The sequence below is a fragment of the Trichocoleus sp. Lan genome (genome assembly GCF_039961855.1).
Taxonomy (GTDB): domain Bacteria; phylum Cyanobacteriota; class Cyanobacteriia; order Cyanobacteriales; family FACHB-T130; genus FACHB-T130.
In genome coordinates, this window is the sequence record NZ_JAMPKA010000009.1 from 86,936 (window position 1) to 108,289 (window position 21,354).

Consider the following 21,354-nt stretch of genomic DNA (forward strand, 5'->3'; position numbering starts at 1 on the left):
ACCTATCATCTCTGTTACAGGTGACTTCACCGATCTATTTGGTAATAAATTTGACTGGAAAACCCAACGCATCACCGGCATAGGCACCGATCAGCCCTGCTAAAACTTTAGAGCTTCTTTTCATTTCAAGTGTTTTATCCGGACTGCTGATGATTCCAGGGTAGTTGGCGATCGCGACTGTGCGTGCATTCAGTCCGTAGTGATTTAAGAGCTAGCAGGGATGGCATTATCTTAAGGAGAATTAGATGCTTGAAGGCGTCATTGTTCCTCTACGCTGCCAAAATTCCCCAACTCTGCGCTCCCACTGCTGCCAGTAAATCATCATATTATCTGGTTCAAACCAGAACACCTCAGCAGGCATTTCCGGAACCGCTACAACCAGCAAGGCATGACGCAGATGGATACCATACTCTTGGTAAAATTGATTAACCGCGCCCATATAAGCCGCTAACTGAAGCGGGCTATCACGGAGGCGTTCAACTGACCCTTTCGGCTTATCAGCGGTTTTCCAGTCACAGACGCAGGGAATGCCCTTATAACTCGCAACGCAATCCACTCGACCCGCATAACTCAAATCGTAGTGGAAGACAGAACCTTCCACGAGCCTTACCTCGTGAATGTCTTGCAACACCGGCTCTATGCTATCCCAGTAAGGTTTAGCCGCGTCTGGACAGGCGACATTTTCCCCCAGTAGATAGCGCTGAATGTGCTTGTGAGTGGACGTACCGCGACGGCTAGCAGCACCAGAAATTCGGTTGGCTTCCTCTGCTCCAACTCGGTTGCGCCAGTTGAAGAGTGCTTCTCGATCTTCTTGCGGTTTGGTGGCGTTGAGGATAGTGGAGACGCTAGGAAAGCGATCGCCCTTAGCATCCACATAATATTGTTTCCCAGATTCCCGCAGCGTTTTAGCACGGTGATGAGGCAGCAGATTGATATTTAACGTCATTATTGTCTAGTTATTAAATCAACCAGTTAGGATGATAGCTGCCGATATGGAACGTTCAACCAGAGGCTGAGACGTCCTCTTTAAACACCTTGCTCAGGCTGATTCCGTTCCTGCTCTCTCCCCACTAAACGCAAATCCATTCGCATGATGGGACGACCTTTACAAGTCCTTGCCTGTTGTTGCTGTCATTTGTACACCATCCCAACTAGGGGTGGGTTGAAAGCAACGTCTATCCGGATAGACTCTACCACCCCTAGTTTCAACGACCATCCCAACTAGGGGTGGGTTGAAAGCCATCGAAAAAAGGTACGCCGCCCAGCGCGACTTTGGTTTCAACGACCATCCCAACTAGGGGTGGGTTGAAAGGGTGGAGGATTTGAATGCCCGGTACGAGAAGCAGGTTTCAACGACCATCCCACCTAGGGGTCGGTTGAAAGAACCGAGATATGTGCTGGGAAGGGTTAATTGAATCAGGTTTCAACGACCATCCCAACTAGGGGTGGGTTGAAAGATGATAGCGAACGGATGACCATCAATCAATTGCAGTTTCAACGACCATCCCAACTAGGGGTGGGTTGAAAGCTGTTGGGATGTTTAGCCGGCGAATATCCCTAAAAGTTTCAACGACCATCCCAACTAGGGGTGGGTTGAAAGGCTCTTTGATTTCATTTTTAAGGGCTGTTCGTTCTTTGTTTCAACGACCATCCCAACTAGGGGTCGGTTGAAAGGTCAGCGACCTGAAGAATTCCTACCAGGCTAGCCAAGTTTCAACGACCATCCCAACTAGGGGTGGGTTGAAAGTTAACAGCTTTCTCACGGGCATAGAGCAGCAATCATGTTTCAATGACCATCCTAACTAGGGGTGAGTTGAAAGAAAATCCGATGACCGTGTTGGATCGAATTTTCAACGTTTCAATGACCATCCCAACTAGGGGTGGGTTGAAAGAGCAAGGGAGAAGAACAGGCGATCGCCTCCTATACCGTTTCAACGACCATCCCAACAGGGGGTGGGTTGATAGCGATCGCTATCAAATGCAAGATGCTGACAGTAGAGGGTTTCAACGACCATCCCAACTAGGGGTGGGTTGAAAGCGGGCAATCTTCTGGGCTTGATCTTTAAATACCCCAAGTTTCAATGACCATCCCACCTAGGAGTGGGTTGAACTGTAGGTGTTAGAGTGGATTGAAAGGAGCATTCGATTCGTGATCGTTGTGCACTTTGAGTGATAGATATTAAATGACATCAATTTGTCACTGCTGCTTCAGCGACATTAATTTGTCTCAACGACACACAATTCGTCACGACGACAACAATCTGTCACCAATGACAATTAATTAGTCACTGTACATATTTGATTCAAGCCGATGGGCGGATTTGAACCGCCGACCGTTCGATTACGAATCGAATGCTCTACCACTGAGCTACACCGGCACTGCCGATTTACTATCGTAGCAGGTTTAGATAGAAACTGTTGCACCCAATTTCTGGAAGAAATGCGATCGCGTTCAAATTTATAGCACCAGCCGCCGCCACTGCCGACCACCATCATGCCAAGATGGATCTAAAGTCGGTGGGGATCGAGACGGATGGTAGACCCAAAATTAAAAAATCGCACCCGCAACATCAAAGGCACTCGGAAAGTCAGTGCTGAACAGTATGCACAACTAAAAGCTGAACTTGCTACTCCCTACAAAGGTCTTAGGCAATTTGTTTATGTGGCGTGCGGCGCTTCTGGCTTTATCGGAGGGATGGTCTTTCTTGCCAAGTTAGCCTCCGGTCGGGAAATTGCCTCAGCCGTGCCTAACTTAGCACTACAAATTGGCGTAGTTGCTTTGATGGTTTGGCTGTTTCGCCTAGAACAAAAATCCCAACGTAAGCCATAAAGCTGATCGTTTCCAGTAATCTTGCGGATTCCTCTAAGGGGTAAGACAATCTAAGCTTGAAAGAAGGGATCTGGTGAGTATTTCGCACCCTGAGAACTTGCGAGTAAAATAGGCTAGATTCAGTTATTTGGCTTAACGACATTCTTGCAGTCTTTGGCTTCCCTTGTTGAAAGCCGATAAGGTTCTGCGTTACTTCATCGGCTGAGCCTCACCTAAGATTAAGTGTCATCCCAACACATGGAACTAGAACAACGCTTGGGTCTATATCAGGTATTCCTTAAGCTCTATGAGCATCATCGTGGTTTACTAGATGAGATTCTGAAGCTAGAAGATAGCGGCAATAAATTTCTTAGTGGCATTGCACCTCGATATATCCAAGGCGTAGCGCAGGAGCAGCAAGTCTATCTAGTCACAAATTTAATAGATGCTAAAACGCAAATGTTGTTTCAGCCGCAGCGAATTTGGACACTGGGGCGGGCGCGTCAAGCTGCCCTACCGATTCCGGATAGACGGTTGTCTCGCAATCATGCAGCGATTCGATATATCGACGATCAGGGGTTTTATCTGGTTGACCTGAATAGTACAAATGGGACTTTCGTTAATGGCGAACCCGTATACAAACGTGTTCTTCTCAAGGACGGCGATCGCATTCGTCTAGGTGGTCTGGCTTTCTCCTTTTTCCTGGGCAATACTATCTGCATGGTGGATAATGTCTCTTCAACCCTAATGGCAGAAATTAATGCCCTGACAAATGCAGAGCAATCGCTTCCGGTTACAGAAGTAGAAACACCTACCTCTCCTACAACAGTTCAGCCTCCCAACACCGAGTGCCAAAAAGAGACTCTACATTTCCTCTCTGGCCCCTCTGCCATTAGAGATCCATTAGTCCCAGTTTTGGAATCTCCTGTAGACCCTCAGCTAACTCCGACTCAGCAATCAGAAATTTTAGACCGTTTTTTCAGTAGACGAATTTCCGATCCAGGCACACAAAACTAAACTTTATAAGAATTTATACGAAAAACCCGTTTCCAATAAGAAAACGGGTTTTTTATGTGTAACAGTAGCCCTAAGCTTCCCAAAAAACTATTTATAGGGTAGACTCGCCCACCCTACAGCGCTTTTAGTCGTCTAAAAGTTCTTCCTCTAACTCTTCGTCTTCGGCGTCAACTCGCGTGACAGAGTTGGCAGGAACAACTGCCCCCATCTCTAGCTTTTGACGTACCTTTTGCTCAATTTCTTGAATTAATTCAGAGTTTTCTTCCAGGTACTTAATGCTGTTATCCCGGCCTTGGGCAATATTATCACCGTTGTAGCTATACCAAGCTCCTTTACGGGTAATGACCCCAGTTTGTTCTGCCAGGTCAACCATACACCCTAATGTCGAGATTCCCTTGCCAAAGATAATGTCAAACTCTGCGACGCGGAAGGGCGGGGCGACTTTATTTTTGGCAACTTTAACTTTAGCTCGGTTACCAAACTCTTCGTTGCCTTTTTTCAGCGTTTGAATCCGACGAATATCCAAGCGCACTGAAGCGTAAAACTTTAAGGCATTACCACCAGTGGTTGTTTCTGGGTTGCCGTAGGTGACGCCAATCTTTTGTCGCAGCTGGTTGAGGAAAACGACCGTACAACCAGATTTACCGATGTTTCCGGTAATTTTGCGAAGAGCTTGACTCATCAAACGGGCTTGCAAACCCATGTGGGAATCGCCCATTTCGCCTTCAATTTCAGCGCGAGGCACCAAAGCAGCTACCGAGTCAATGACCACGATATCCACTGCCGCAGAGCGAACTAGCTGATCGACAATTTCTAAGGCGGCTTCTCCGGTGTCGGGTTGAGAAACCAAAAGATTGTCAATATCAACGCCCAGTACGGCTGCGTAAGCGGGATCTAGGGCGTGTTCAGCATCAACAAAAGCAGCAACTCCTCCTAATTTTTGCACTTCAGCGATCGCGTGCAAAGCGAGGGTTGTCTTACCAGAACTTTCCGGGCCATATATTTCAATCACCCGTCCCTTCGGCAAGCCACCGCCCAAAGCTAAATCCAGGGTCAGCGCTCCAGTGGAAATTGTTTCCACCTTCATGCGGGTGGCATCTCCTAGGCGCATAATTGCTCCTTTGCCAAAGCTGCGCTCAATTTGGTTTAGCACCAGGCTCAGGGCTTTGTCCTTGTCGGGATTGTTCGTGATTTGGATAGCCATTAATGCCTCAAGAACAGAATCAGGTGTGGTGAGATTTTTTTCACACTTAGCAAAAATTGCTTTTGTGTGGGCTTCTCCGCCTTGCGGACTGGAGTTTCCTGCTTCGATGGCTGGTTGTGATAGTAGAAATGTCTAACAAGACATCCTTACAGCCTCCACAGGCAGAAACGATGGAATCCACCGCCTTTTGATACAAAATGAATGCTGGTTTTAGCCACTTGCCCACTCAGGTTTACCAAGTTTTTGGCTTTGTAAGTGAGTAGGAAATTTCCACTAACTAGGGTTACTTCAACGATTGGCACCGAAACTTAAAATTGTCCCAAATAGCGACAAATTTTAGTTTTAGATATTTTATTATATCACTTTTAGCGACAAATGAGAGCCGCAAGTGCCCTTACATCAAGCTTTACACGGATGGGGGAACCCCCTAGCTAGGCTCGTGACAGGAATCTCTATTGTAGTTCAAATGTTCTACTTTTACCCAACACTGAGAGAGAAAATCGGTCAATAAATAAACGTCTAGCCTGTTTTAAGCAACAGGTGGGATTTGCGGTCGCCACTTTGGTCACGTCAGTTTTGTCAAAAGTCAACGAATGCAGCCGAGTCTCGCTAATCTAGAGACAGAAACTGTAAATGGCTTGATCTAGGCTTATTTGAGCATCCTCCGCGTTTCCTGATGCCTCAATTCCTATATTTTCCTTATCTTTCGGCGATGAACTATTATCTTTCCAATCAGCTGGTTCCAGATACAGCTGTATCGGTGGCTGGGTTAACGTCTTATTTGCAACTGCTGTTAGAGCAGGATGAACAACTACAGCAAGTCTGGGTGACAGGTGAAGTCTCCAGCGCCTCTCAGTATCGCAGTGGACTATTCTTCACCCTGCAAGATCCGGATGCTAAGGCGGCAATGAGTTGTGTGATATGGAACAGTCAGCTAAATAAGCTGATGCAGCTGCCGCTGCAAGGAGAGCAGTTGATTGTTTTGGGCAGTATCCGAGTTTATCCCCAGCGAGGACAGTACCAGCTGATTGTCTGGCAGGCGCTACCAGCGGGAGAGGGGTTACAGGCATTGCGCTATCGCCAGCTGCGAAATCGGTTGGAGGCAGAAGGATTGTTCGATCCAGAACGCAAGCGATCGCTCCCCACTCATCCCCAAACCATCGCTGTTGTCACGTCGCCACAAGCTGCTGCCTGGGGAGATATTCAACGCACGCTCAAGCAACGTTATCCGGGTTTGCAAGTTTTGTTTTCACCGGCGTTAGTTCAGGGCGAACAAGCCCCAGCATTGATTGTCTCGGCGATTGAGCGAGTGGAACGGGATGGTCGCGCTGAAGTTTTAATTTTGTCGCGCGGGGGTGGTGCGGTTGAGGAGCTAGCTTGCTTCAATGATGAACGGGTAGTGCGAGCGATCGCAAATTGTTCGATTCCCGTGATTACTGGCATTGGTCATCAGCGAGATGAATCTTTGGCTGACTTAGTTGCCGATGCTTATGCTCACACTCCCACCGCCGCCGCCGAACAAGTGGTTCCAGAACTGGCAAGTCTTTACGCAGAACACCAGGAACGTGTCCTCGCCTTGACTGAAGCCGTAAATCAACACATGGAAAACGCTCAAACACAATTGCAAAGAGTGCGAAGCCGCTTGGGGCGGATTCCGTTAGACCGACAAATTCACCAAGAAAAACAAGCGATCGCTTGGAAACGTCAACAACTGTTACAAGGAACAGCGCGACATTTAGCGCAGGCAAACCAACACTGTCAGATGCTCCGACAAAAGCTAGCCACGCTTGACCCCGAAAGCGTTTTGCAACGAGGTTATGCAGTAGTCCGACAACAAGATGGTGCGATCGCGCGTTCCACAGAAGGACTGGCACTCGGACAGGAACTACAAGTTCAGCTGGGCACAGGACAAATTAAAGTCAAAATTAGTGAAATTATAAATAGCAAGGAGTAGCTATTTCACGCAATACGGGTATTTTTTATGAGCAAACGCACCAACACCACCGACGGTTCAAGCGATCGCCGCATCAATACCCAATTTCCGAAAGATTGGAACTACGAAGCGACGGTTGCCAAAGTTGAAGGGATCATTCGGCAAATTGAAGCCGGAAAACTAGAACTTGCCGATGTTTTTGAAGAATTTACCGCTGCGGTAGAATACTTGCGCCAATGTGAAATCTTTCTGCAAGAGCGGCAACAGCAGATGAATTTATTAATTGAGACCCTGGCAGACGAGCCAACGTCCTTTTGAGAGATGCCATCAGGCGATACTACCGCGCTTCCTGGCTTCTTTATAGGAAGTCCCGACATTTCTCAAACCAGCCTTAATCATTTGTTGTTCGAGTAAGGCAAAGAAACGAGCGCGATCGCCCCCTCGTACGACTGCCTGATTGTGTGCCTCTGCAAGCGCCACCGGATAGCCATAACCCTTCTGCACCTGAGCCAATATCAAGCTGAGCGAAACATCCAGCTTCTCTGGATTCTCTGCCACCCAAGCGGGAACTTCCACACGAGCAATTTCAGTCCCGACATGGACGTAGCAGAAGTAGATTTGATGGGCACCGTACAACTCCAGAATCCGTGCAGAACTGCGCCATAGAGGACTGCGTTGACCAGGCTGCAATTGAGACGCCCAGAGGGCAGTATCCCGCAAGGGATCGAAAACCTGGCAGGGTGCCCGATCAAACTGACCAGGACAATGAGTCATGCAGTCTGGAACTGGATGCGGACAGGCTGGCAAACGCAGGAAGTTCAGTGCTTCGCTGCTGCGAGAAGCGCTCAGGTAGCCCATAATTGGAATCCCCATATCGCGTAGAACATCCCAAGCTTCCAGAATCGGAGGCAAAATATGGTCGCGGGCTTCTCCTGGTAACTGCTCCAGAAACCAATAAATTAGCGATCCATCTACCATTGCTAGGGCAGGGATTGGGGATTTGGGATCGGGAATTGAAGATGGAATTTCCGATTTTCTGTTTCCGTTTCCCTGTCTTGACGTGACTTGTGAGGGTCGGTTAATCCAGCTAGCAGCCAATTCTGCCAATACAGACGCCTCCGAAGCCGTGCGTCGATAGCCCATCCATTCCTCAGGGCGAATTCCCCACTGGCGGGAAATATATAGGTCTTCCGAGCGATAAAAGACTTCTGGCAGGCTATCTAAGAGCGGATACAAGCTTTGTCCGTAATGCAGCACCACCCGACCCACATTAATCAGATAGCAGTAGGCAATTTCGTGGTGACTCGGAGCAATCTGAGACCCGTCTGTAGCAATAATCGTATGGACAGCCGGAGGGGTAGGAAGGTCAATGGCAGTGCTTAGAGATTCAATGGGTGCGGCTGCTGCAAACCCCAAGCGATCGCGCCACTTTTCTTGCAGATTCACTAAATCTGCCTGAGACTTTTGAGCCAGCGTCAGTAAGTGCTGGGCGCGTTCCAAGCGTTGGCGACTGGCAGCAGCCTCTACCGTCAGGTGTTGACTAATCCCCTGCATTTGCCGCGCGAGTTTGGTTAGGTCAAGCATAGTCAGCTATCCGCTTTTCGCCTATCAGCTCTCAGCTTAAAGCATGAAACATCAAGGCGATCGGGATGAATTTATAATTTACACTTGATACTTCTTCATCCCTTAACCTTGGGTTCCCTTTTCTCATCTAAGCCCAAGCCGAGAAATCTTGAGCAAACTGAGACAGAGATAAAAGCTTAATTCGCTCCTGATACGCGACCGACTCTCGTTGAGCAGCAGTATTGTAGCCCCAATCGGCAAGAAACAGCTTGATATCATTGAGGTCTGGTTGCTGTTGCACAGTTTGCAGAGTTTTCAAGCGATCTTCCACAAACCAAAGGTGAACCGACGAATCGCTGCTGAGTTCGCGCAAAATTTCGTACTTAGGACGCCGATTTTCTTTCCCAATAATGCATCGATCGGGTAGTTGGATACCCTGTTGCTGCAACAACTGGCGGACAAAGCGTCCCTCTTTGGTAGTGACAATGTACATTTGGATAGGTGTATCTGGAAGTGATGCCTTCTCCGATTCCATTCGATGCATTTTTTCAACAACACCTGGATAGAAACGATGCAAGGCTAGCCAACCCTCTAAATCCCTATCAATCCACTCATCCCGGATGCGATCGAGCTTCGTGCCGATATCAGCCGCATTCAAATTATCTTCTCGCAAGATTTGCTGAGCCACCCCTGACCAATCTTGCAACATCTTTTCGTCGGGAATGCCCAATATTAGCGCCCGGATTGCCACCGGCATTTCCCAACCGACTTCTATAATCGGTCGTCGCTGGTAGAAACTTTCAGCCAAACCATCTGGAGGTGTGAGATTAGGCGGTGCCCAAATTTGACAGTAGGTGCGCCAAGCTGTCTGAAAATACTCGATTAGCCCGTCACAGATAACACCGTCAAAGTCAAGGGCGAGAATATTTGGATAACTTGCACGCATGGTTCTAAAGCCGCAATCTTTCGGTTTATCTTGGCACAATTTGCCCAACAAGCCCAATAACCAGTAGAGACGCGATGCCTCGCGTCTCTACTAGGTTTCTCAAAATTTAGGTTTCAAAATTTAACTGGGGTGCAAGGATTCGAACCTCGGAATGGCTGGACCAAAACCAGCTGCCTTACCACTTGGCGACACCCCATCGCGTCAACCTTCGTTATAGTAGCAGTTCCTACTAGGGAATTGTCAACCACTTTTAGAAAATTTCTCTTAAATCCTTCTTCATCAGTGGATAAATGGTGAAGACTCAGTATGGATTTTTGGAACTTGACTCATAGAAAAGGCTTCTTGAACGCTTACCGGCTAAACAGTGTAGCTCTCATAGCCAGCTTCTCCTCCTATGGAAAGCCTACCGGGAAAGTGTTGTTAGCTTTTTTGACATCTTTACCTCCTGGAAACCCATATAGGGTGTTGCACAATCATGCGATGATTTTCTTTTAAACTCCGCGCTACCTCGTCTTTGCGCGAGATTATCATCTTTCTACTGTGCAACGCCCCATATAGATCCACAGCTTTTTCGATTAGGCGGGATAAATTCGCAGCCGTCGATTCGGTTCTTCCCCAAAACTGTCAGAGTTGAGGCGATAGTGTTCGACGAGTTCGTGTTGCATTTTACGAACTTTAGAAGAACGCGGCAGGAGTTCCACCGGCTGTCCTTTGGGAATCACGATTTGCTCCACGGCAAGGCGGGCTTCTTCGAGAGCCTCAATCTCGTCTTCACTACCGCTACTAGTAAATAAGCTGAGTTCGGGGACATCTAGAACCTGAGAGTCATCCATATCCAGCAGACGCCTTAGGGCGCGGGTAATCTGGGGAATGGTACTTGCTTTGATTGCATGGATGGGAACCTGACGGGCTTTGGCAATATGTCGTAGCTTGGAATGGTTTTTTACGTGCGACCGAATCGCCAAAACTGCATCCGCGCTATCCATATCCTTCGTCAGCAAGATGGGCAAATTCAGCACCCGAATGACTTGCTCTAATTGTTGGCTGCTCACCCCATAAGGATAAACGTGCAATGGCAACTCTTCGCCATTTGGCCCCACAAAGGTTTCATTTCCGATCGCCTGAGGTTGATGCCAAGATTGATCCAGCATCTGCTCAAAAGAAGGTGCAAGGTTAGAAGATACAGGCAATGAAGTAGAGGCAGATTCTTCTCCTCTAGCTAATAGGTTTTGCGGTTCTGCCCTCATGCCTCGCGTTGATTCTGACTGCATTGGTAATGGAGTCATTTGCCCAGAAGCCCGCCAGCCCATTGGTCGCGGTGGGGCGTCGTGGGTGGAGGATATACGGCTACCTCCGCTCATCGCTGGTCGCATGAGTGACGGTGCTTGGGGGGTCTCATGGGTAATCGTAACTTCCCCAGTCTCGCTGGTTGTCCTAACTTGATAACCCGGCTGACGCCCCCGCAGCAGGGTGTCAACGGTATCGGCAACACTTTCATGTACCACCCAGCGCTGCCGTTCTAGCATTTCAACAGCAATTTCAAAGGTTGGCGGGGCTTTGCGTTCCAATACCGTCTTTTGGCTACCCCGACGTCTGGCTTCGTCATCTCCCAAAGTTACGGCCTGAATGCCACCTACTAAGTCAGATAACGTTGGATTTTTAATCAGATTTTCAATCCGATTTCCGTGAGCTGTACCCACCAGTTGAACACCTCGTTCAGCAATCGTTCGAGCTGCCAAGGCTTCTAGTTCTGTGCCAATCTCATCAATGACGATGACTTCTGGCATATGGTTTTCCACTGCCTCAATCATGACTTGATGCTGGAGTTCGGGGCGGGCGACTTGCATCCGTCTAGCTCTACCAATTGCTGGATGAGGAACGTCACCATCCCCAGCGATTTCGTTGGAAGTGTCGATAATGACAACTCGTTTCTGTAAATCGTCGGCTAAAACTCTGGCGATTTCCCGCAGTGCTGTTGTTTTGCCAACACCGGGACGCCCCAGCATCAGAATCGATTGACCTGTTTCTACCAGGTCGCGAATCATGCCGATGGTGCCAAACACGGCTCGACCTACCCTCAAGGTAAGACCAATGATCTCGCCGCTTCGGTTGCGGATAGCGCTAATCCGGTGCAGAGTTCGCTCTAGCCCTGCTCGGTTATCCCCACCAAAATTTCCTACCCGGTCTACACAATAATTCAGTTGTTCTTTCGATACTGGCGTTTCGGAGAGATACTCTGCCTGTTTAGCAAACCGAGCCTCTGGAAGACGCCCCAAGTCTAGGACAACCTCAACTAACTTATCCCGTCCCGGATGCTGCTCTAAAGGTTGCCGAATTTCATTCGGTAACACGTCCAGTAATTTCTGGAGATCGTCTGTAATCTGCATTCTTTGTACAGTGACGTTTTTATCCACAATCGGTGATTTAAATAACTGATGTTTGTTCTTTACCTGGGAAGCGTTGCAGGTTGGCGATCGCGTTGAAAAGTCGATTTTTGCAAATGGTCAATCTTTTAACCTCCAACCTTTTAATCGATGGCATATCTAAAAGCGCGCTTCTACTGGCTATTGGGAAAAGGTTTTGAGTTGAGAAACTAGCGAGTGAGCAAGATCAACAGCTTGCCAGAGTAAATCCGGCTTTTCTTCCAAGCGTCCAGGTAAAGGTGTTTGACTTGACGCGGAGGTATTCCCACCTACTTCGTTTATATTCATTTTTTCTAATTCATCCAAAATGGGTGATAACAAAACACGAGCGTAGCTGCCATAAGCAATCCCGGCGATATTAGGGGATTGAGCGGGAAAAGTTTGAGTTGGTTGGAGCGGGTTTTTCGTTGATCCCTGGTTCCCTACAGGGATGCTTGATAGAGATGCCCTTCCGACTTTTGACTCTTGGACTTCTGGCTTTTGGTGGTTGTTGAGCAGTCCCATTGTCCTAAGTTTGCCAACAGTGTGGCGATTAGTGCCTCCTGCTAACTGCACATATCCGGGCAATCTCGCAGTTAGAACTTTTTGACCTAACTTTACAGCAGCTATCGTTGTGCCATCGCCAATATCGCCACTCATAGGACGCCCATCTGTTTGCCAGATGAGAGGACAAGGTAGGGGTGCCATCAATTCGTATAGCGCTCGGAGGTAATCAAGCATGACTTCACCATCTGGACAACTAATGGCTAAAAGCTTGAGCTGATTTACCCAAGGCGCGATCGCACTCCAGAGTCGTGTAAAGTCCTCTACTCTGCCAACTTGCGTGTGAATTTCTAGGGCATCTACGCCGCTTTGAAATACCAAAGGTGCGATCGCTTCCGGTGCGGATACATAAGAACGAGTATAAATTAAATTATTTGGGCATACGGGAATACACCGTCCGCAACCATAACAACGTTGATCGATCACCCCTGAAAAACCGTTCTGGTCAAAGTCAAAAGCGATCGCATCAGCCGGACAAATACTTTCACAAGGTCGCCAGCAATCTGCTGGACACTCAGTTGAGTTAAATTCAGCTTTTCGGAAATGAGGATCTTCCCCATCATTTAGGCTGACCATCAGCCACGGCAAACCTTCTACGCAATAGCCGCGATCGCGGGCGGCATCGGCAAGGGTAGTCGCAGCCTTTATACCTTCTTTCGCCGCAGCAATGACTGCTGGGTCAGCGGCAACATCGATACAGTCAGCCCCAGCGAGGGTATATGCCAACGTAAGATTTCGGACGGCAGGGAGGTGTTGGAAACTAGCTCCGCAAATGAGCTTAAACCAGTGACCCTCTCTTAAGGAACGCAAAGGATAGTAAGTATCAGTCACCCTTATATGCTAGTGCGTTCCCGGATAAATGGGGAGATCCAAGTAGCAAAAATTAGGGGAGTTTTCACCACTCCCCTTTTCATGGAAACCGTAAGCATCAGGGGTTTGCCTTTAGTCAGCGATCGCATTGAGCAGCACTTCCGCCAAGGTCATATCTGCCATGTCATCCAGCGTTATCGTGTCGCAGATATCAAACTTTGCCCCTGCACCTTGTAAGTCATCATCCAACGCCTTTAAAAACCGAGCTGCTGTAGCGTCTGACCCTACTTGAATCATCGAAATCGCCAGTTCTTCATCGCGTTCCATCTGTCGGGACGCCTCAATAATCGCCCGCATCACGCCTTTTCGGTCATCGGGTTCACCATCTGTGACCACCAAAATGGTTTCGCCACCCACCTTAGTCTGACCGGCTGCTTTCCGCTGAAAGTAGGCAGCGATCGCATCTTGTAATACACCTGCTAAATTAGTTGTGCCAGCCGGGTCGTTTTCTTGAAAAATTTGTGCGACTTTACTGGAATTCACATTCTCATAGCGTTTAAATCGGCTGGAAAATAAGTAAACTGTGATCCCATCCGGGTCAAACTGTTCGCATTTTCGCGCCAACGCCAAGGTAGACTCTTGTGCCGCATCCCAGCGGCTTCTGCCTCCCGGCTGGTCTGGCGTAGACATACTGCCGCTTTTGTCAATAATTAACGTATAATCCCGATCTTCTGCGCTCATTAGCTAATCTCCCCATTATTTTTTTAGATTGAATGACTTGCTGCTGATTCCGCAACAAAATTGCGATTAAATACTGGCAAGCAAAATTTTGGATTTCAGATATGGAATCCAAAATCCAAAATAAACAGACAGCACCTAGTCGTTAATGGCGTTGAGCAACACTTCCTGTAAAGTCATGCCCTCCATGTCATCCAGCGTTACAGTGTCGCAAATATCAAACTTTGCCCCGGCACCTTGCAAATCATCATCCAAGGCTTTCAGAAACCGACTCGCCGTTTGATCCGAACCCACTTGAATGAAGGAGATGGCTAATTCTTCATCTCTATCCATTCGGCGAGAGGCTTCAATAATCACCCGCATCACGGCTTTGCGGTCATCGGGTTCACCATCTGTAATCACTAGAATTGTCTCGCCATTTGGCTTAGTCTGACCAGCCGCCTTCCGCTCAAAGTAGTTGTCGGTGGCGTTTTTCAAGACATCGGCAAGATTCGTAGTGCCAGAGGGATCGTTTTCTTGGAATATCTGCGCTACCTTGCTAGAAGTCACATTATCAAATCGCTTAAACCGACCGGAAAATAGGTAAAGCGTAATCCCATCGGGATCGAACTTTTCACATTTTCTCGCCAACGCCAGAGTAGATTCCTCTGCGGTTTCCCAACGGCTTCTACCGCTCGGTGGCTCTGGGGTAGACATACTCCCGCTTTTATCGATGATTAATGTATAGTCACGGTCTTCTGCCACAGATCCTCCTTCCACCAAAGATAACCTCCAGTGTTTGTCAAGATTTCCCAATCTAGCCTAGCCCACCTGCTGTGACTATCTAGTTGGATTAGATAAAAGAAATATAAAAATTTCTACAGCAGAGAGGGAATTAATTATCATTCTGGTGATCGCTGCTGGCTTCTACGGCTTAGTCTCCCGCAAGGCTTGCAAATAATCAATCGCCGCCTCAAGTTTAGAGGGATATGCATCGGCAAACTCTTCAAACCAAAGACCTTCTTCTGAAAGTGGCTTTAAATTTTTCAGCCATTCTCGCGCTTGGTTTTTGAATACTTCCCGTTGTTTCTGCCTTAGTTGCTCCTGTTTGAGTTGTTCTTCTCTGAGTTGTTGCTGTTTTTTTAGCTGTTCTGTACGTTCTTGTTCTTCAAACTCAGCCCTAATTTGAGCCAGAACAATGTCTTCAGATGAGCTAATCGGCTCGTTTTGCCATTTTTGCCGGGGCAATTCCGGAATTGCGTTTGCAAGCGGGAGGTTTGCAGAATGATTTTGTAAGAAGTTCGCTGGTGGCGGTTTTTGCAGTTCTTTTGGTTTATCTTTTGTCTCATACTCAGCCTTGACTGCCGCGAGTATGTCATCGATTGATTCCATAATTTTGGACGCCTCTAGAGAGATTTTAGATTTCTCTTCACGATCAAAATCCCAAATCCCAAATTAGAATTTGAACTTAGTCAATAATGGCATTGATCAAGACTTCCGTTAGGGTCATGTCCTCCATGTCATCCATCGTGACTGTGTCGCAGATATCAAACTTTGCCCCAGCACTTTGCAGTTCATCATCCAGCACTTTCAGAAATTTTGTTGCCTGCGCGTCTGTGCCAACTTGGATAAAGGAAATCGCGAGTTCTTCATCTCGATCCATACGGCGCGACGCTTCAATAATTACCTTCATTACCGCTTTCCGGTCATCCGGTTCCCCATCTGTGACGACTAAAAGGGTATCTCCATTGGGCTTGGTTTGTCCTGCTGCTTTACGCTGGAAGTAGTTATTCGTCGCATCTAGAAGGACTGCCGCTAAGTCAGTGCGTCCAGACGGTTCGTTTTCGCGGAAAATTTGTGCGACTTTACTGGCGTTTACATTGTCATAGCGTTTGAATCGACCGGAAAATAGATAGATAGTGATGCCATCCGGATCAAATTCTTCACATTTACTGGCTAAAGCGAGAGTAGACTCCTGCATCATGACCCAGCGGCTTTTCCCGCCTGACTGGTCTGTCATCGACATACTGCCGCTTTTGTCAATAATTAATGTATAGTCGCGGTTTTCTACCATAAGAGTTTTCCTTATTTGCTTACTTCTTTAAAGGTATCAAAATCCTCTAGCCGAGCTAAAACGTCTGTAGGTCATAAAGCTTGACTATTCAGACGTTCCAGCTCGTTTTAGCTCGACATGACTTAGAGCTACACCCAAGCATTGGTGCGACCCTAAGATTGGATTGACTGACGCGGGTTTAAGCAGCAGCGATCGCGTTTTTAAGCGGTGTCCAGCGGAAAGCGCGATCGCCCCCCATTTCTACAGCAATCTTTAGGCGTGGCTCTATACTTGGCAAGGTGGTTAAATATTCCACTTCCTCACGGGACAATACGTGTCCTTCAATTATCCACAGCACCAGTCCCTTCGATTTGGGAGGTAGTTGTTCCAACTGATAGGTCACGATAGGTGGCACGTAGTAAACACGAATGTCTTTCTTGCCCAAATGCGCGGGACGAACGCCGTGTACGCCAGTTAAATACGTTGCTACGTCGCCGAGTCCCCGTGCTGATAGGCTTAAAGTGGTATAGCCAGCTGCACGCAACCGCCGCTGGTAACGCCCTTCAAACCCTCCTTCTAAGGGTACATACGTTCCTAAAGCACCTGACTTTTCCAAGTCTTTGACGAATTGATTGCCGATGGTGATCAGTGCCATATTTTTATGTTCTACCCAGCTTTAAGTTTTGTTAATTGCTGCTGGCAATTTATTATAGTTGGGCGCTGAGGAACCTATCAACTTTAAGCAAAAAGCAATGTGCAACAAAAGCTTTGAAAATTTTAGTAAGGTTGCACTTTTTCCAGACAGTGTTGAGTTTTGAGCCTCGTTTGAACATAGGTTTACAGACAATCGAGGTTAAACTGTTTGGGCGATCGCGCTTTTTGTGGAGATGCGATCGCTACGTAGAGCTGTAAAGATTTGACTTATTTTGACTCAACATCTACTGAAAATAAGTGAATAGGCTTCTCGTGAAGATGGAATCGCAATCGACCTAATCCCAAAACTCATGTACTGGTAATCCCTTATTGCGCTTTAATACCGCAGGTCGGAAAAAAAGCTCAAACAGGTAACGTTAAACGGCTGAATCTATGCTTGAAAGCCAGCTTGCTTCTATCTGCAATCTCTTGTAGTCCATTTAACTGTAGGGAAGATGTTGCTGGAGTTGTAATACTGTGTTTACAAAGACTGTGCAAACACATTGTGAAATGCTATAACCGACCTAAGTGCGGATCGTTGGTATGCGATCGCCTTCTTCCTTATCTATCCGTAAGCCGTTAACTGGACAGTTGTCTTCTGGATCTGGAGTTGCACGACACGCGAGGCAGACGAGCCAGCAGACCGCTAAATTTTTTTGGCACAATTGCTAGACAAGTTGTAACAAATCGTTTATAGTTAACGATTGTGATCAAAATTAGAGCAGCTATTGCCGCTGAAGTTGAAATCGAGTCCAGGGACAGCACGCCTTCCGAGTGAAAAACTATTGAGTCTTTCTCATAAGAGGTTAGTGCCCCCAGCGAGCGTAAAGCAACAGAGACATCGATTTCAGGATTAGCGACGATCTAGAAGGTTTCTTGAGAAGAACCCTTTTCAGCCGGAAAAAGCCCTTTCGCTTTCTCGGATACTGGATGGCTTGCCACCTAAGTCCCCGCGAATATAGGCAAAGCGCTTCTAGCGCTTACCCGACCGTCGAATAGCTTCATCCCAGCTAAAGAAAAAGCCTAAATTAGGCTGACTTGAAAGCTTGCCTCTCTCAATCCGAGGATGCGCCCCAGCTGGCTGGTTTGATAACAACGTTTGTTGGAGCAAGCGGATTTACGAAATACTCGTAATCCCGCCTCTTTGTACTGTGTAAAAAGGAGAGACCAGAAAGCCGTGTCTGTTGGTATCCTCGGCACCAAACTCGGCATGACCCAAATATTTGACGAAACAGGAAAAGCAATTCCTGTGACGGTCATTCAAGCAGGGCCATGCACCGTTACGCAAATTAAAACCAAAGCAACAGATGGCTATACTGCCGTCCAGCTTGGTTATAAAGAAGTCAAACCCAAGAGTTTGAACAAGCCTGAATTGGGTCACTTGGCAAAATCAAGCGCTCCTCCCTTGAAAAAACTGCGAGAGTATCGCTTTGAGAATGTGGGAGAGTTTGAACTAGGGCAAGAACTCAAACCAGATATTTTTACTGCGGGTCAAATTGTGGATGTAATCGGCACAAGCATCGGAAAAGGCTTCGCCGGTTATCAAAAACGCCACAACTTTAAGCGAGGGCCTATGTCCCACGGTTCCAAAAACCACCGTCTACCTGGTTCGATCGGCCCTGGAACCACACCGGGGCGTGTTTATCCCGGTAAGCGGATGGCAGGTCGTCTAGGTGGTACGCGCGTTACCGTTCGCAAATTGACAGTAGTGCGGGTAGACGCAGAACGCAATTTACTACTGATCAAGGGAGCGGTTCCTGGTAAGCCAGGGGCGCTGGTTAATATTGTTCCTGCCAAGAAAGTAGGTCGAAAGTAGTCATTTTCTAAGGTCAGGCTGGCTAATCGCTAAGAGCTTTTGATACTTAGCAATCTTCAATTAGCAATTAGCAATTAGCAACGAACAAAGGACAACGGATATGGTTAACTGTGTAGTACGAAACTGGAACGGGGAAGAGGTCGGACAGGCAACTCTAGAATTAAAAGTTGCTAAAGAAGAGAATGCGGCTCATATTGTCCACCGAGCCTTAGTAAGGCAACAGGCGAATGCTCGTCAAGGCACAGCCAGCACCAAAACCCGCGCGGAAGTTAGGGGGGGAGGTCGTAAGCCTTGGCGTCAAAAAGGGACGGGTCGCGCTCGTGCTGGGTCGATTCGTTCACCACTGTGGCGAGGCGGCGGTGTCATCTTTGGTCCCAAGCCAAGAGACTATGATACAAAGATGAACCGGAAGGAACGGCGTTTAGCACTGAGAACCGCCTTCTTTAGCCGAGCTGAAGACATGATTGTGGTGGAGGAATTTGCTGACAAGTTGCCTCGGCCTAAGACTAAAGAATTGGTAGAAGCGATCGCACGTTGGGGCGTCCAACCAGATTCTAAAGTCCTGCTGATCCTAGCTGAACGGGAAGAAAACGTTTATTTGTCAGCCCGGAACGTTGCCAAAATGAAGATCATCCCTGCCACCCAATTGAATATCTTTGACCTGTTGGCAGCTGACAAAATCGTGACAACGCCATCCGCCCTTGCCAAAATTCAGGAGGTTTACAGTGAGTCAGTATAACCCCCGCGAACTTGCGGATCTGGTGTATCGACCGATCGTAACTGAAAAGGCAACTCTGCTGATGGAGCAGAACAAGTATGTCTTTGAAGTTGTTCCCAAAGCGACTAAGCCAGAAATTAAAGCAGCAATTGAAGACCTGTTTAAAGTAAAGGTTGTGAGTGTGAACACCCTTCGCCTACCGCGCAAAAAGCGTCGCGTCGGCAAATTTGCAGGGTTTAAGCCTCAGTACAAGCGAGCAATTGTAACTCTGGCAAGCGGAGAGACCATTACCCTCTTCCCAGAAGTTTAATAAGTTGGAAAGTTGGAAAGTTGAAATTTTAAATTTTAACTAATTTCAACCATCTCAACGGAAAGCCGCCCTACAAGCGTCTTCAAACTTCAACCTTCAAACCTCTTTTTTAAGTTATGGGCATCCGTTCTTATCGGCCTTATACTCCCAGTACTCGTCAAGTTACCATTTCGGACTTTGCCGAAGTTACGCGGAGTGAGCCGGAAAAGTCACTAACCTACACAAAGCATCGCCCCAAAGGTCGAAACAATCGTGGGGTGATTACTAGCCGCCGTCGGGGTGGTGGTCATAAACAACTCTATCGGGAAATCGATTTTCGCCGCGATAAGCGCAATATCCCGGCAAAAGTGGCAACCATTGAGTACGATCCAAATCGTAATGCCCGGATTGCCCTGGTTTATTACCAGGATGGCGAAAAGCGGTATATTCTTCACCCAGTCGGCTTAACCGTCGGTACAGTTATCACTGCTGGCCCAGACGCCCCAATTGAAATTGGCAACGCATTACCATTAAGCAAAATTCCGTTAGGAACTGCCGTTCACAACGTAGAACTGACTGCTGGACGGGGCGGGCAAATTGTTCGCGCTGCTGGTGCCACTGCACAAGTAGTCGCTAAAGAAGGTGACTATGTCACCATCAAGCTACCCTCCGGTGAAGTCCGCATGATCCGCCGCGAGTGCTACGCTACCATCGGACAAGTCGGCAATGTTGAGCATCGCAACTTGAGTGCTGGTAAAGCTGGTCGTAATCGCTGGAAAGGACGCCGTCCGAAGGTAAGAGGCAGTGTCATGAACCCAGTCGATCACCCACATGGTGGTGGTGAGGGACGGGCACCAATTGGTAGAAGTGGACCAGTCACACCTTGGGGTAAGCCAACTTTAGGTGCTAAGACCCGGAAGCGGAACAAGCCAAGCAATAAATTAATTGTCCGGCGTCGTCGCAAATCTTCTAAGCGAGGTCGGGGCGGTCGGGAGTCCTAGGATTTTAGATTTTGGATTTTAGATTAGCAATACGTCCAAAATCCAAAATCCAAGATCCAAAAATCCAGAAGTAATTGGGGTTATTTGAACTATGGGTCGTTCTCTTAAAAAAGGTCCTTTTGTTGCGGACCATTTGTTGAAAAAGATTGAAAATTTGAATGCTAGGGGCGATAAGCAGGTTATTAAAACTTGGTCTCGTGCTTCAACTGTATTACCGCAGATGGTAGGTCACACCATTGCGGTTCATAACGGGCGGACTCACGTGCCAGTTTACGTCACCGAGCAAATGGTAGGGCATAAGTTGGGAGAATTCGCTCCAACTCGCACCTTCCGGGGACACTCGAAAGATTCCAAGGCAAAGAGGTAATTTTGAAGTTTGGGTTTTGAGATTATTCAGAATTCCAAATTCAAAATTATTAAAAGGGAGAAATCTATGGCAGTTGATACTACAGAAGAAGTGAAAGCGATCGCGCGATACATCCGGATGTCTCCCCACAAGGTGCGCCGGGTTCTCGACCAAATTCGGGGACGCTCCTATCGGGAAGCACTGATCGTTCTGGAATTTATGCCCTATCGGGCTTGCGATCCCGTCCGCAAGGTACTGCGCTCAGCAGCCGCCAATGCCGAACATAATGCCGGTTTAGACCCTGCAAGATTAGTGGTTTCTAAGGCTTATGCCGACCAAGGCTCAACCTTGAAGCGCTTCCGACCCCGCGCTCAAGGTCGTGCATATCAAATTCGTAAACCAACGTGTCATATCACCGTAGCTGTTGCACAAGCAGCAGCAGATGAATAACACTACTTTGGCTAAGCGCTAAT

Annotated in this window: 22 protein-coding genes and 2 tRNA genes; 11 read left to right on the forward strand and 13 right to left on the reverse strand. The window is 47.7% G+C overall.

All coding sequences use genetic code 11. The features are described from left to right. Nucleotides 1–241: 241 nt before the first annotated feature. Nucleotides 242–946, reverse strand: a complete 705-nt coding sequence (locus tag NDA03_RS10135; RefSeq protein WP_348237961.1) for a PD-(D/E)XK nuclease family protein — start codon at nt 944–946, stop codon at nt 242–244. Nucleotides 947–1,789: 843 nt separating this feature from the next. Here NDA03_RS10135 and NDA03_RS10140 point away from each other — a divergent pair. Continuing rightward, nucleotides 1,790–2,035, forward strand: a complete 246-nt coding sequence (locus tag NDA03_RS10140; protein ID WP_348237962.1) for a hypothetical protein — start codon at nt 1,790–1,792, stop codon at nt 2,033–2,035. 271 nt (nt 2,036–2,306) lie between these two features. Here NDA03_RS10140 and NDA03_RS10145 read toward each other — a convergent pair. Beyond that, nucleotides 2,307–2,378, reverse strand: a tRNA-Thr gene (locus tag NDA03_RS10145). Between the two features lie 155 nt (nt 2,379–2,533). On the opposite strand from NDA03_RS10145, the gene NDA03_RS10150 reads away from it, so the two are divergent. Both NDA03_RS10150 and NDA03_RS10155 read left to right on the forward strand, forming a co-directional pair. Beyond that, nucleotides 2,534–2,830 (forward strand): DUF3493 domain-containing protein, encoded by a 297-nt coding sequence (locus tag NDA03_RS10150; protein WP_190430332.1) that lies wholly within the window; start codon nt 2,534–2,536, stop codon nt 2,828–2,830. A gap of 222 nt (nt 2,831–3,052) precedes the next feature. Next, nucleotides 3,053–3,826, forward strand: a complete 774-nt coding sequence (locus tag NDA03_RS10155) for an FHA domain-containing protein (protein WP_339380224.1) — start codon at nt 3,053–3,055, stop codon at nt 3,824–3,826. Between the two features lie 124 nt (nt 3,827–3,950). On the opposite strand, the gene recA is transcribed toward NDA03_RS10155, so the two are convergent. Continuing rightward, on the reverse strand, nt 3,951–5,030 hold the full coding sequence (gene recA / locus NDA03_RS10160; RefSeq protein WP_190411910.1) for a recombinase RecA: 1,080 nt from the start codon (nt 5,028–5,030) through the stop codon (nt 3,951–3,953). Between the two features lie 712 nt (nt 5,031–5,742). Here recA and xseA point away from each other — a divergent pair. After that, nucleotides 5,743–6,984, forward strand: a complete 1,242-nt coding sequence (gene xseA / locus NDA03_RS10165; RefSeq protein WP_348237963.1) for an exodeoxyribonuclease VII large subunit — start codon at nt 5,743–5,745, stop codon at nt 6,982–6,984. A 27-nt stretch (nt 6,985–7,011) separates the two neighbouring features. Next, the gene (gene xseB / locus NDA03_RS10170) at nt 7,012–7,281 is read left to right on the forward strand and encodes an exodeoxyribonuclease VII small subunit (RefSeq protein WP_190986922.1); all 270 of its coding nucleotides are present in this window, start codon (nt 7,012–7,014) and stop codon (nt 7,279–7,281) included. Nucleotides 7,282–7,290: 9 nt separating this feature from the next. On the opposite strand, the gene NDA03_RS10175 is transcribed toward xseB, so the two are convergent. The 10 genes from NDA03_RS10175 to NDA03_RS10220 form a co-directional block, all read right to left on the reverse strand. Then, entirely contained in the window at nt 7,291–8,547 is a 1,257-nt protein-coding gene (locus NDA03_RS10175) for a DNA double-strand break repair nuclease NurA (protein WP_348237964.1), read from the reverse strand. Nucleotides 8,548–8,674: 127 nt separating this feature from the next. Then, nucleotides 8,675–9,472: an HAD family hydrolase gene (locus NDA03_RS10180; RefSeq protein ID WP_348237965.1), complete on the reverse strand. Its 798-nt coding sequence runs from the start codon at nt 9,470–9,472 to the stop codon at nt 8,675–8,677. A gap of 124 nt (nt 9,473–9,596) precedes the next feature. Beyond that, a tRNA-Gln gene (locus tag NDA03_RS10185) sits at nt 9,597–9,668 on the reverse strand. Between the two features lie 379 nt (nt 9,669–10,047). After that, nucleotides 10,048–11,859, reverse strand: coding sequence for a R3H domain-containing nucleic acid-binding protein (locus NDA03_RS10190; protein WP_348237998.1), 1,812 nt, complete (start codon nt 11,857–11,859; stop codon nt 10,048–10,050). Between the two features lie 177 nt (nt 11,860–12,036). Further along, nucleotides 12,037–13,269, reverse strand: coding sequence for an LdpA C-terminal domain-containing domain (locus NDA03_RS10195; RefSeq protein WP_348237966.1), 1,233 nt, complete (start codon nt 13,267–13,269; stop codon nt 12,037–12,039). A 111-nt stretch (nt 13,270–13,380) separates the two neighbouring features. Beyond that, complete coding sequence (locus NDA03_RS10200) at nt 13,381–13,989, reverse strand: VWA domain-containing protein (RefSeq protein WP_190428644.1); 609 nt, start codon at nt 13,987–13,989, stop codon at nt 13,381–13,383. 135 nt (nt 13,990–14,124) lie between these two features. Next, the gene (locus tag NDA03_RS10205) at nt 14,125–14,730 is read right to left on the reverse strand and encodes a VWA domain-containing protein (RefSeq protein WP_190411903.1); all 606 of its coding nucleotides are present in this window, start codon (nt 14,728–14,730) and stop codon (nt 14,125–14,127) included. 162 nt (nt 14,731–14,892) lie between these two features. Further along, complete coding sequence (locus NDA03_RS10210; RefSeq protein WP_348237967.1) at nt 14,893–15,357, reverse strand: hypothetical protein; 465 nt, start codon at nt 15,355–15,357, stop codon at nt 14,893–14,895. Between the two features lie 76 nt (nt 15,358–15,433). Then, complete coding sequence (locus tag NDA03_RS10215; RefSeq protein ID WP_348237968.1) at nt 15,434–16,039, reverse strand: VWA domain-containing protein; 606 nt, start codon at nt 16,037–16,039, stop codon at nt 15,434–15,436. A 178-nt stretch (nt 16,040–16,217) separates the two neighbouring features. Next, a complete protein-coding gene (locus NDA03_RS10220) occupies nt 16,218–16,673 on the reverse strand; it encodes an NAD(P)H-quinone oxidoreductase subunit N (protein ID WP_190411900.1) in 456 nt (151 codons plus the stop codon). A gap of 1,215 nt (nt 16,674–17,888) precedes the next feature. On the opposite strand from NDA03_RS10220, the gene rplC reads away from it, so the two are divergent. From rplC to rplV, 6 genes are all read left to right on the forward strand, one after another. Beyond that, nucleotides 17,889–18,527, forward strand: a complete 639-nt coding sequence (gene rplC, locus NDA03_RS10225) for a 50S ribosomal protein L3 (protein ID WP_190411899.1) — start codon at nt 17,889–17,891, stop codon at nt 18,525–18,527. A 100-nt stretch (nt 18,528–18,627) separates the two neighbouring features. Next, nucleotides 18,628–19,266, forward strand: a complete 639-nt coding sequence (gene rplD / locus NDA03_RS10230) for a 50S ribosomal protein L4 (protein WP_190411898.1) — start codon at nt 18,628–18,630, stop codon at nt 19,264–19,266. Next, entirely contained in the window at nt 19,253–19,555 is a 303-nt protein-coding gene (locus NDA03_RS10235) for a 50S ribosomal protein L23 (RefSeq protein WP_190411897.1), read from the forward strand. The genes rplD and NDA03_RS10235 overlap by 14 nt, the downstream gene beginning before the upstream one ends. A gap of 116 nt (nt 19,556–19,671) precedes the next feature. Further along, complete coding sequence (gene rplB, locus NDA03_RS10240) at nt 19,672–20,535, forward strand: 50S ribosomal protein L2 (protein WP_190411896.1); 864 nt, start codon at nt 19,672–19,674, stop codon at nt 20,533–20,535. A 91-nt stretch (nt 20,536–20,626) separates the two neighbouring features. Continuing rightward, the gene (gene rpsS / locus NDA03_RS10245; protein ID WP_190411895.1) at nt 20,627–20,902 is read left to right on the forward strand and encodes a 30S ribosomal protein S19; all 276 of its coding nucleotides are present in this window, start codon (nt 20,627–20,629) and stop codon (nt 20,900–20,902) included. 66 nt (nt 20,903–20,968) lie between these two features. Next, nucleotides 20,969–21,331, forward strand: a complete 363-nt coding sequence (rplV, locus tag NDA03_RS10250; protein ID WP_190411894.1) for a 50S ribosomal protein L22 — start codon at nt 20,969–20,971, stop codon at nt 21,329–21,331. Nucleotides 21,332–21,354: the final 23 nt, after the last annotated feature.

Coding starts and splice junctions, on each gene's coding strand:
- NDA03_RS10215 (WP_348237968.1), bottom strand. CDS start 16,039: ATGGTAGAAAACCGCGACTATACATTAATTATTGACAAAAGCGGCAGT.
- NDA03_RS10140 (WP_348237962.1), top strand. CDS start 1,790: ATGACCATCCTAACTAGGGGTGAGTTGAAAGAAAATCCGATGACCGTG.
- NDA03_RS10180 (WP_348237965.1), bottom strand. CDS start 9,472: ATGCGTGCAAGTTATCCAAATATTCTCGCCCTTGACTTTGACGGTGTT.
- NDA03_RS10150 (WP_190430332.1), top strand. CDS start 2,534: ATGGTAGACCCAAAATTAAAAAATCGCACCCGCAACATCAAAGGCACT.
- rpsS (WP_190411895.1), top strand. CDS start 20,627: ATGGGTCGTTCTCTTAAAAAAGGTCCTTTTGTTGCGGACCATTTGTTG.
- xseA (WP_348237963.1), top strand. CDS start 5,743: ATGAACTATTATCTTTCCAATCAGCTGGTTCCAGATACAGCTGTATCG.
- recA (WP_190411910.1), bottom strand. CDS start 5,030: ATGGCTATCCAAATCACGAACAATCCCGACAAGGACAAAGCCCTGAGC.
- rplD (WP_190411898.1), top strand. CDS start 18,628: ATGGTTAACTGTGTAGTACGAAACTGGAACGGGGAAGAGGTCGGACAG.
- NDA03_RS10190 (WP_348237998.1), bottom strand. CDS start 11,859: ATGCAGATTACAGACGATCTCCAGAAATTACTGGACGTGTTACCGAAT.
- xseB (WP_190986922.1), top strand. CDS start 7,012: ATGAGCAAACGCACCAACACCACCGACGGTTCAAGCGATCGCCGCATC.
- NDA03_RS10175 (WP_348237964.1), bottom strand. CDS start 8,547: ATGCTTGACCTAACCAAACTCGCGCGGCAAATGCAGGGGATTAGTCAA.
- NDA03_RS10220 (WP_190411900.1), bottom strand. CDS start 16,673: ATGGCACTGATCACCATCGGCAATCAATTCGTCAAAGACTTGGAAAAG.
- NDA03_RS10210 (WP_348237967.1), bottom strand. CDS start 15,357: ATGGAATCAATCGATGACATACTCGCGGCAGTCAAGGCTGAGTATGAG.
- NDA03_RS10135 (WP_348237961.1), bottom strand. CDS start 946: ATGACGTTAAATATCAATCTGCTGCCTCATCACCGTGCTAAAACGCTG.
- NDA03_RS10200 (WP_190428644.1), bottom strand. CDS start 13,989: ATGAGCGCAGAAGATCGGGATTATACGTTAATTATTGACAAAAGCGGC.
- rplV (WP_190411894.1), top strand. CDS start 20,969: ATGGCAGTTGATACTACAGAAGAAGTGAAAGCGATCGCGCGATACATC.
- rplB (WP_190411896.1), top strand. CDS start 19,672: ATGGGCATCCGTTCTTATCGGCCTTATACTCCCAGTACTCGTCAAGTT.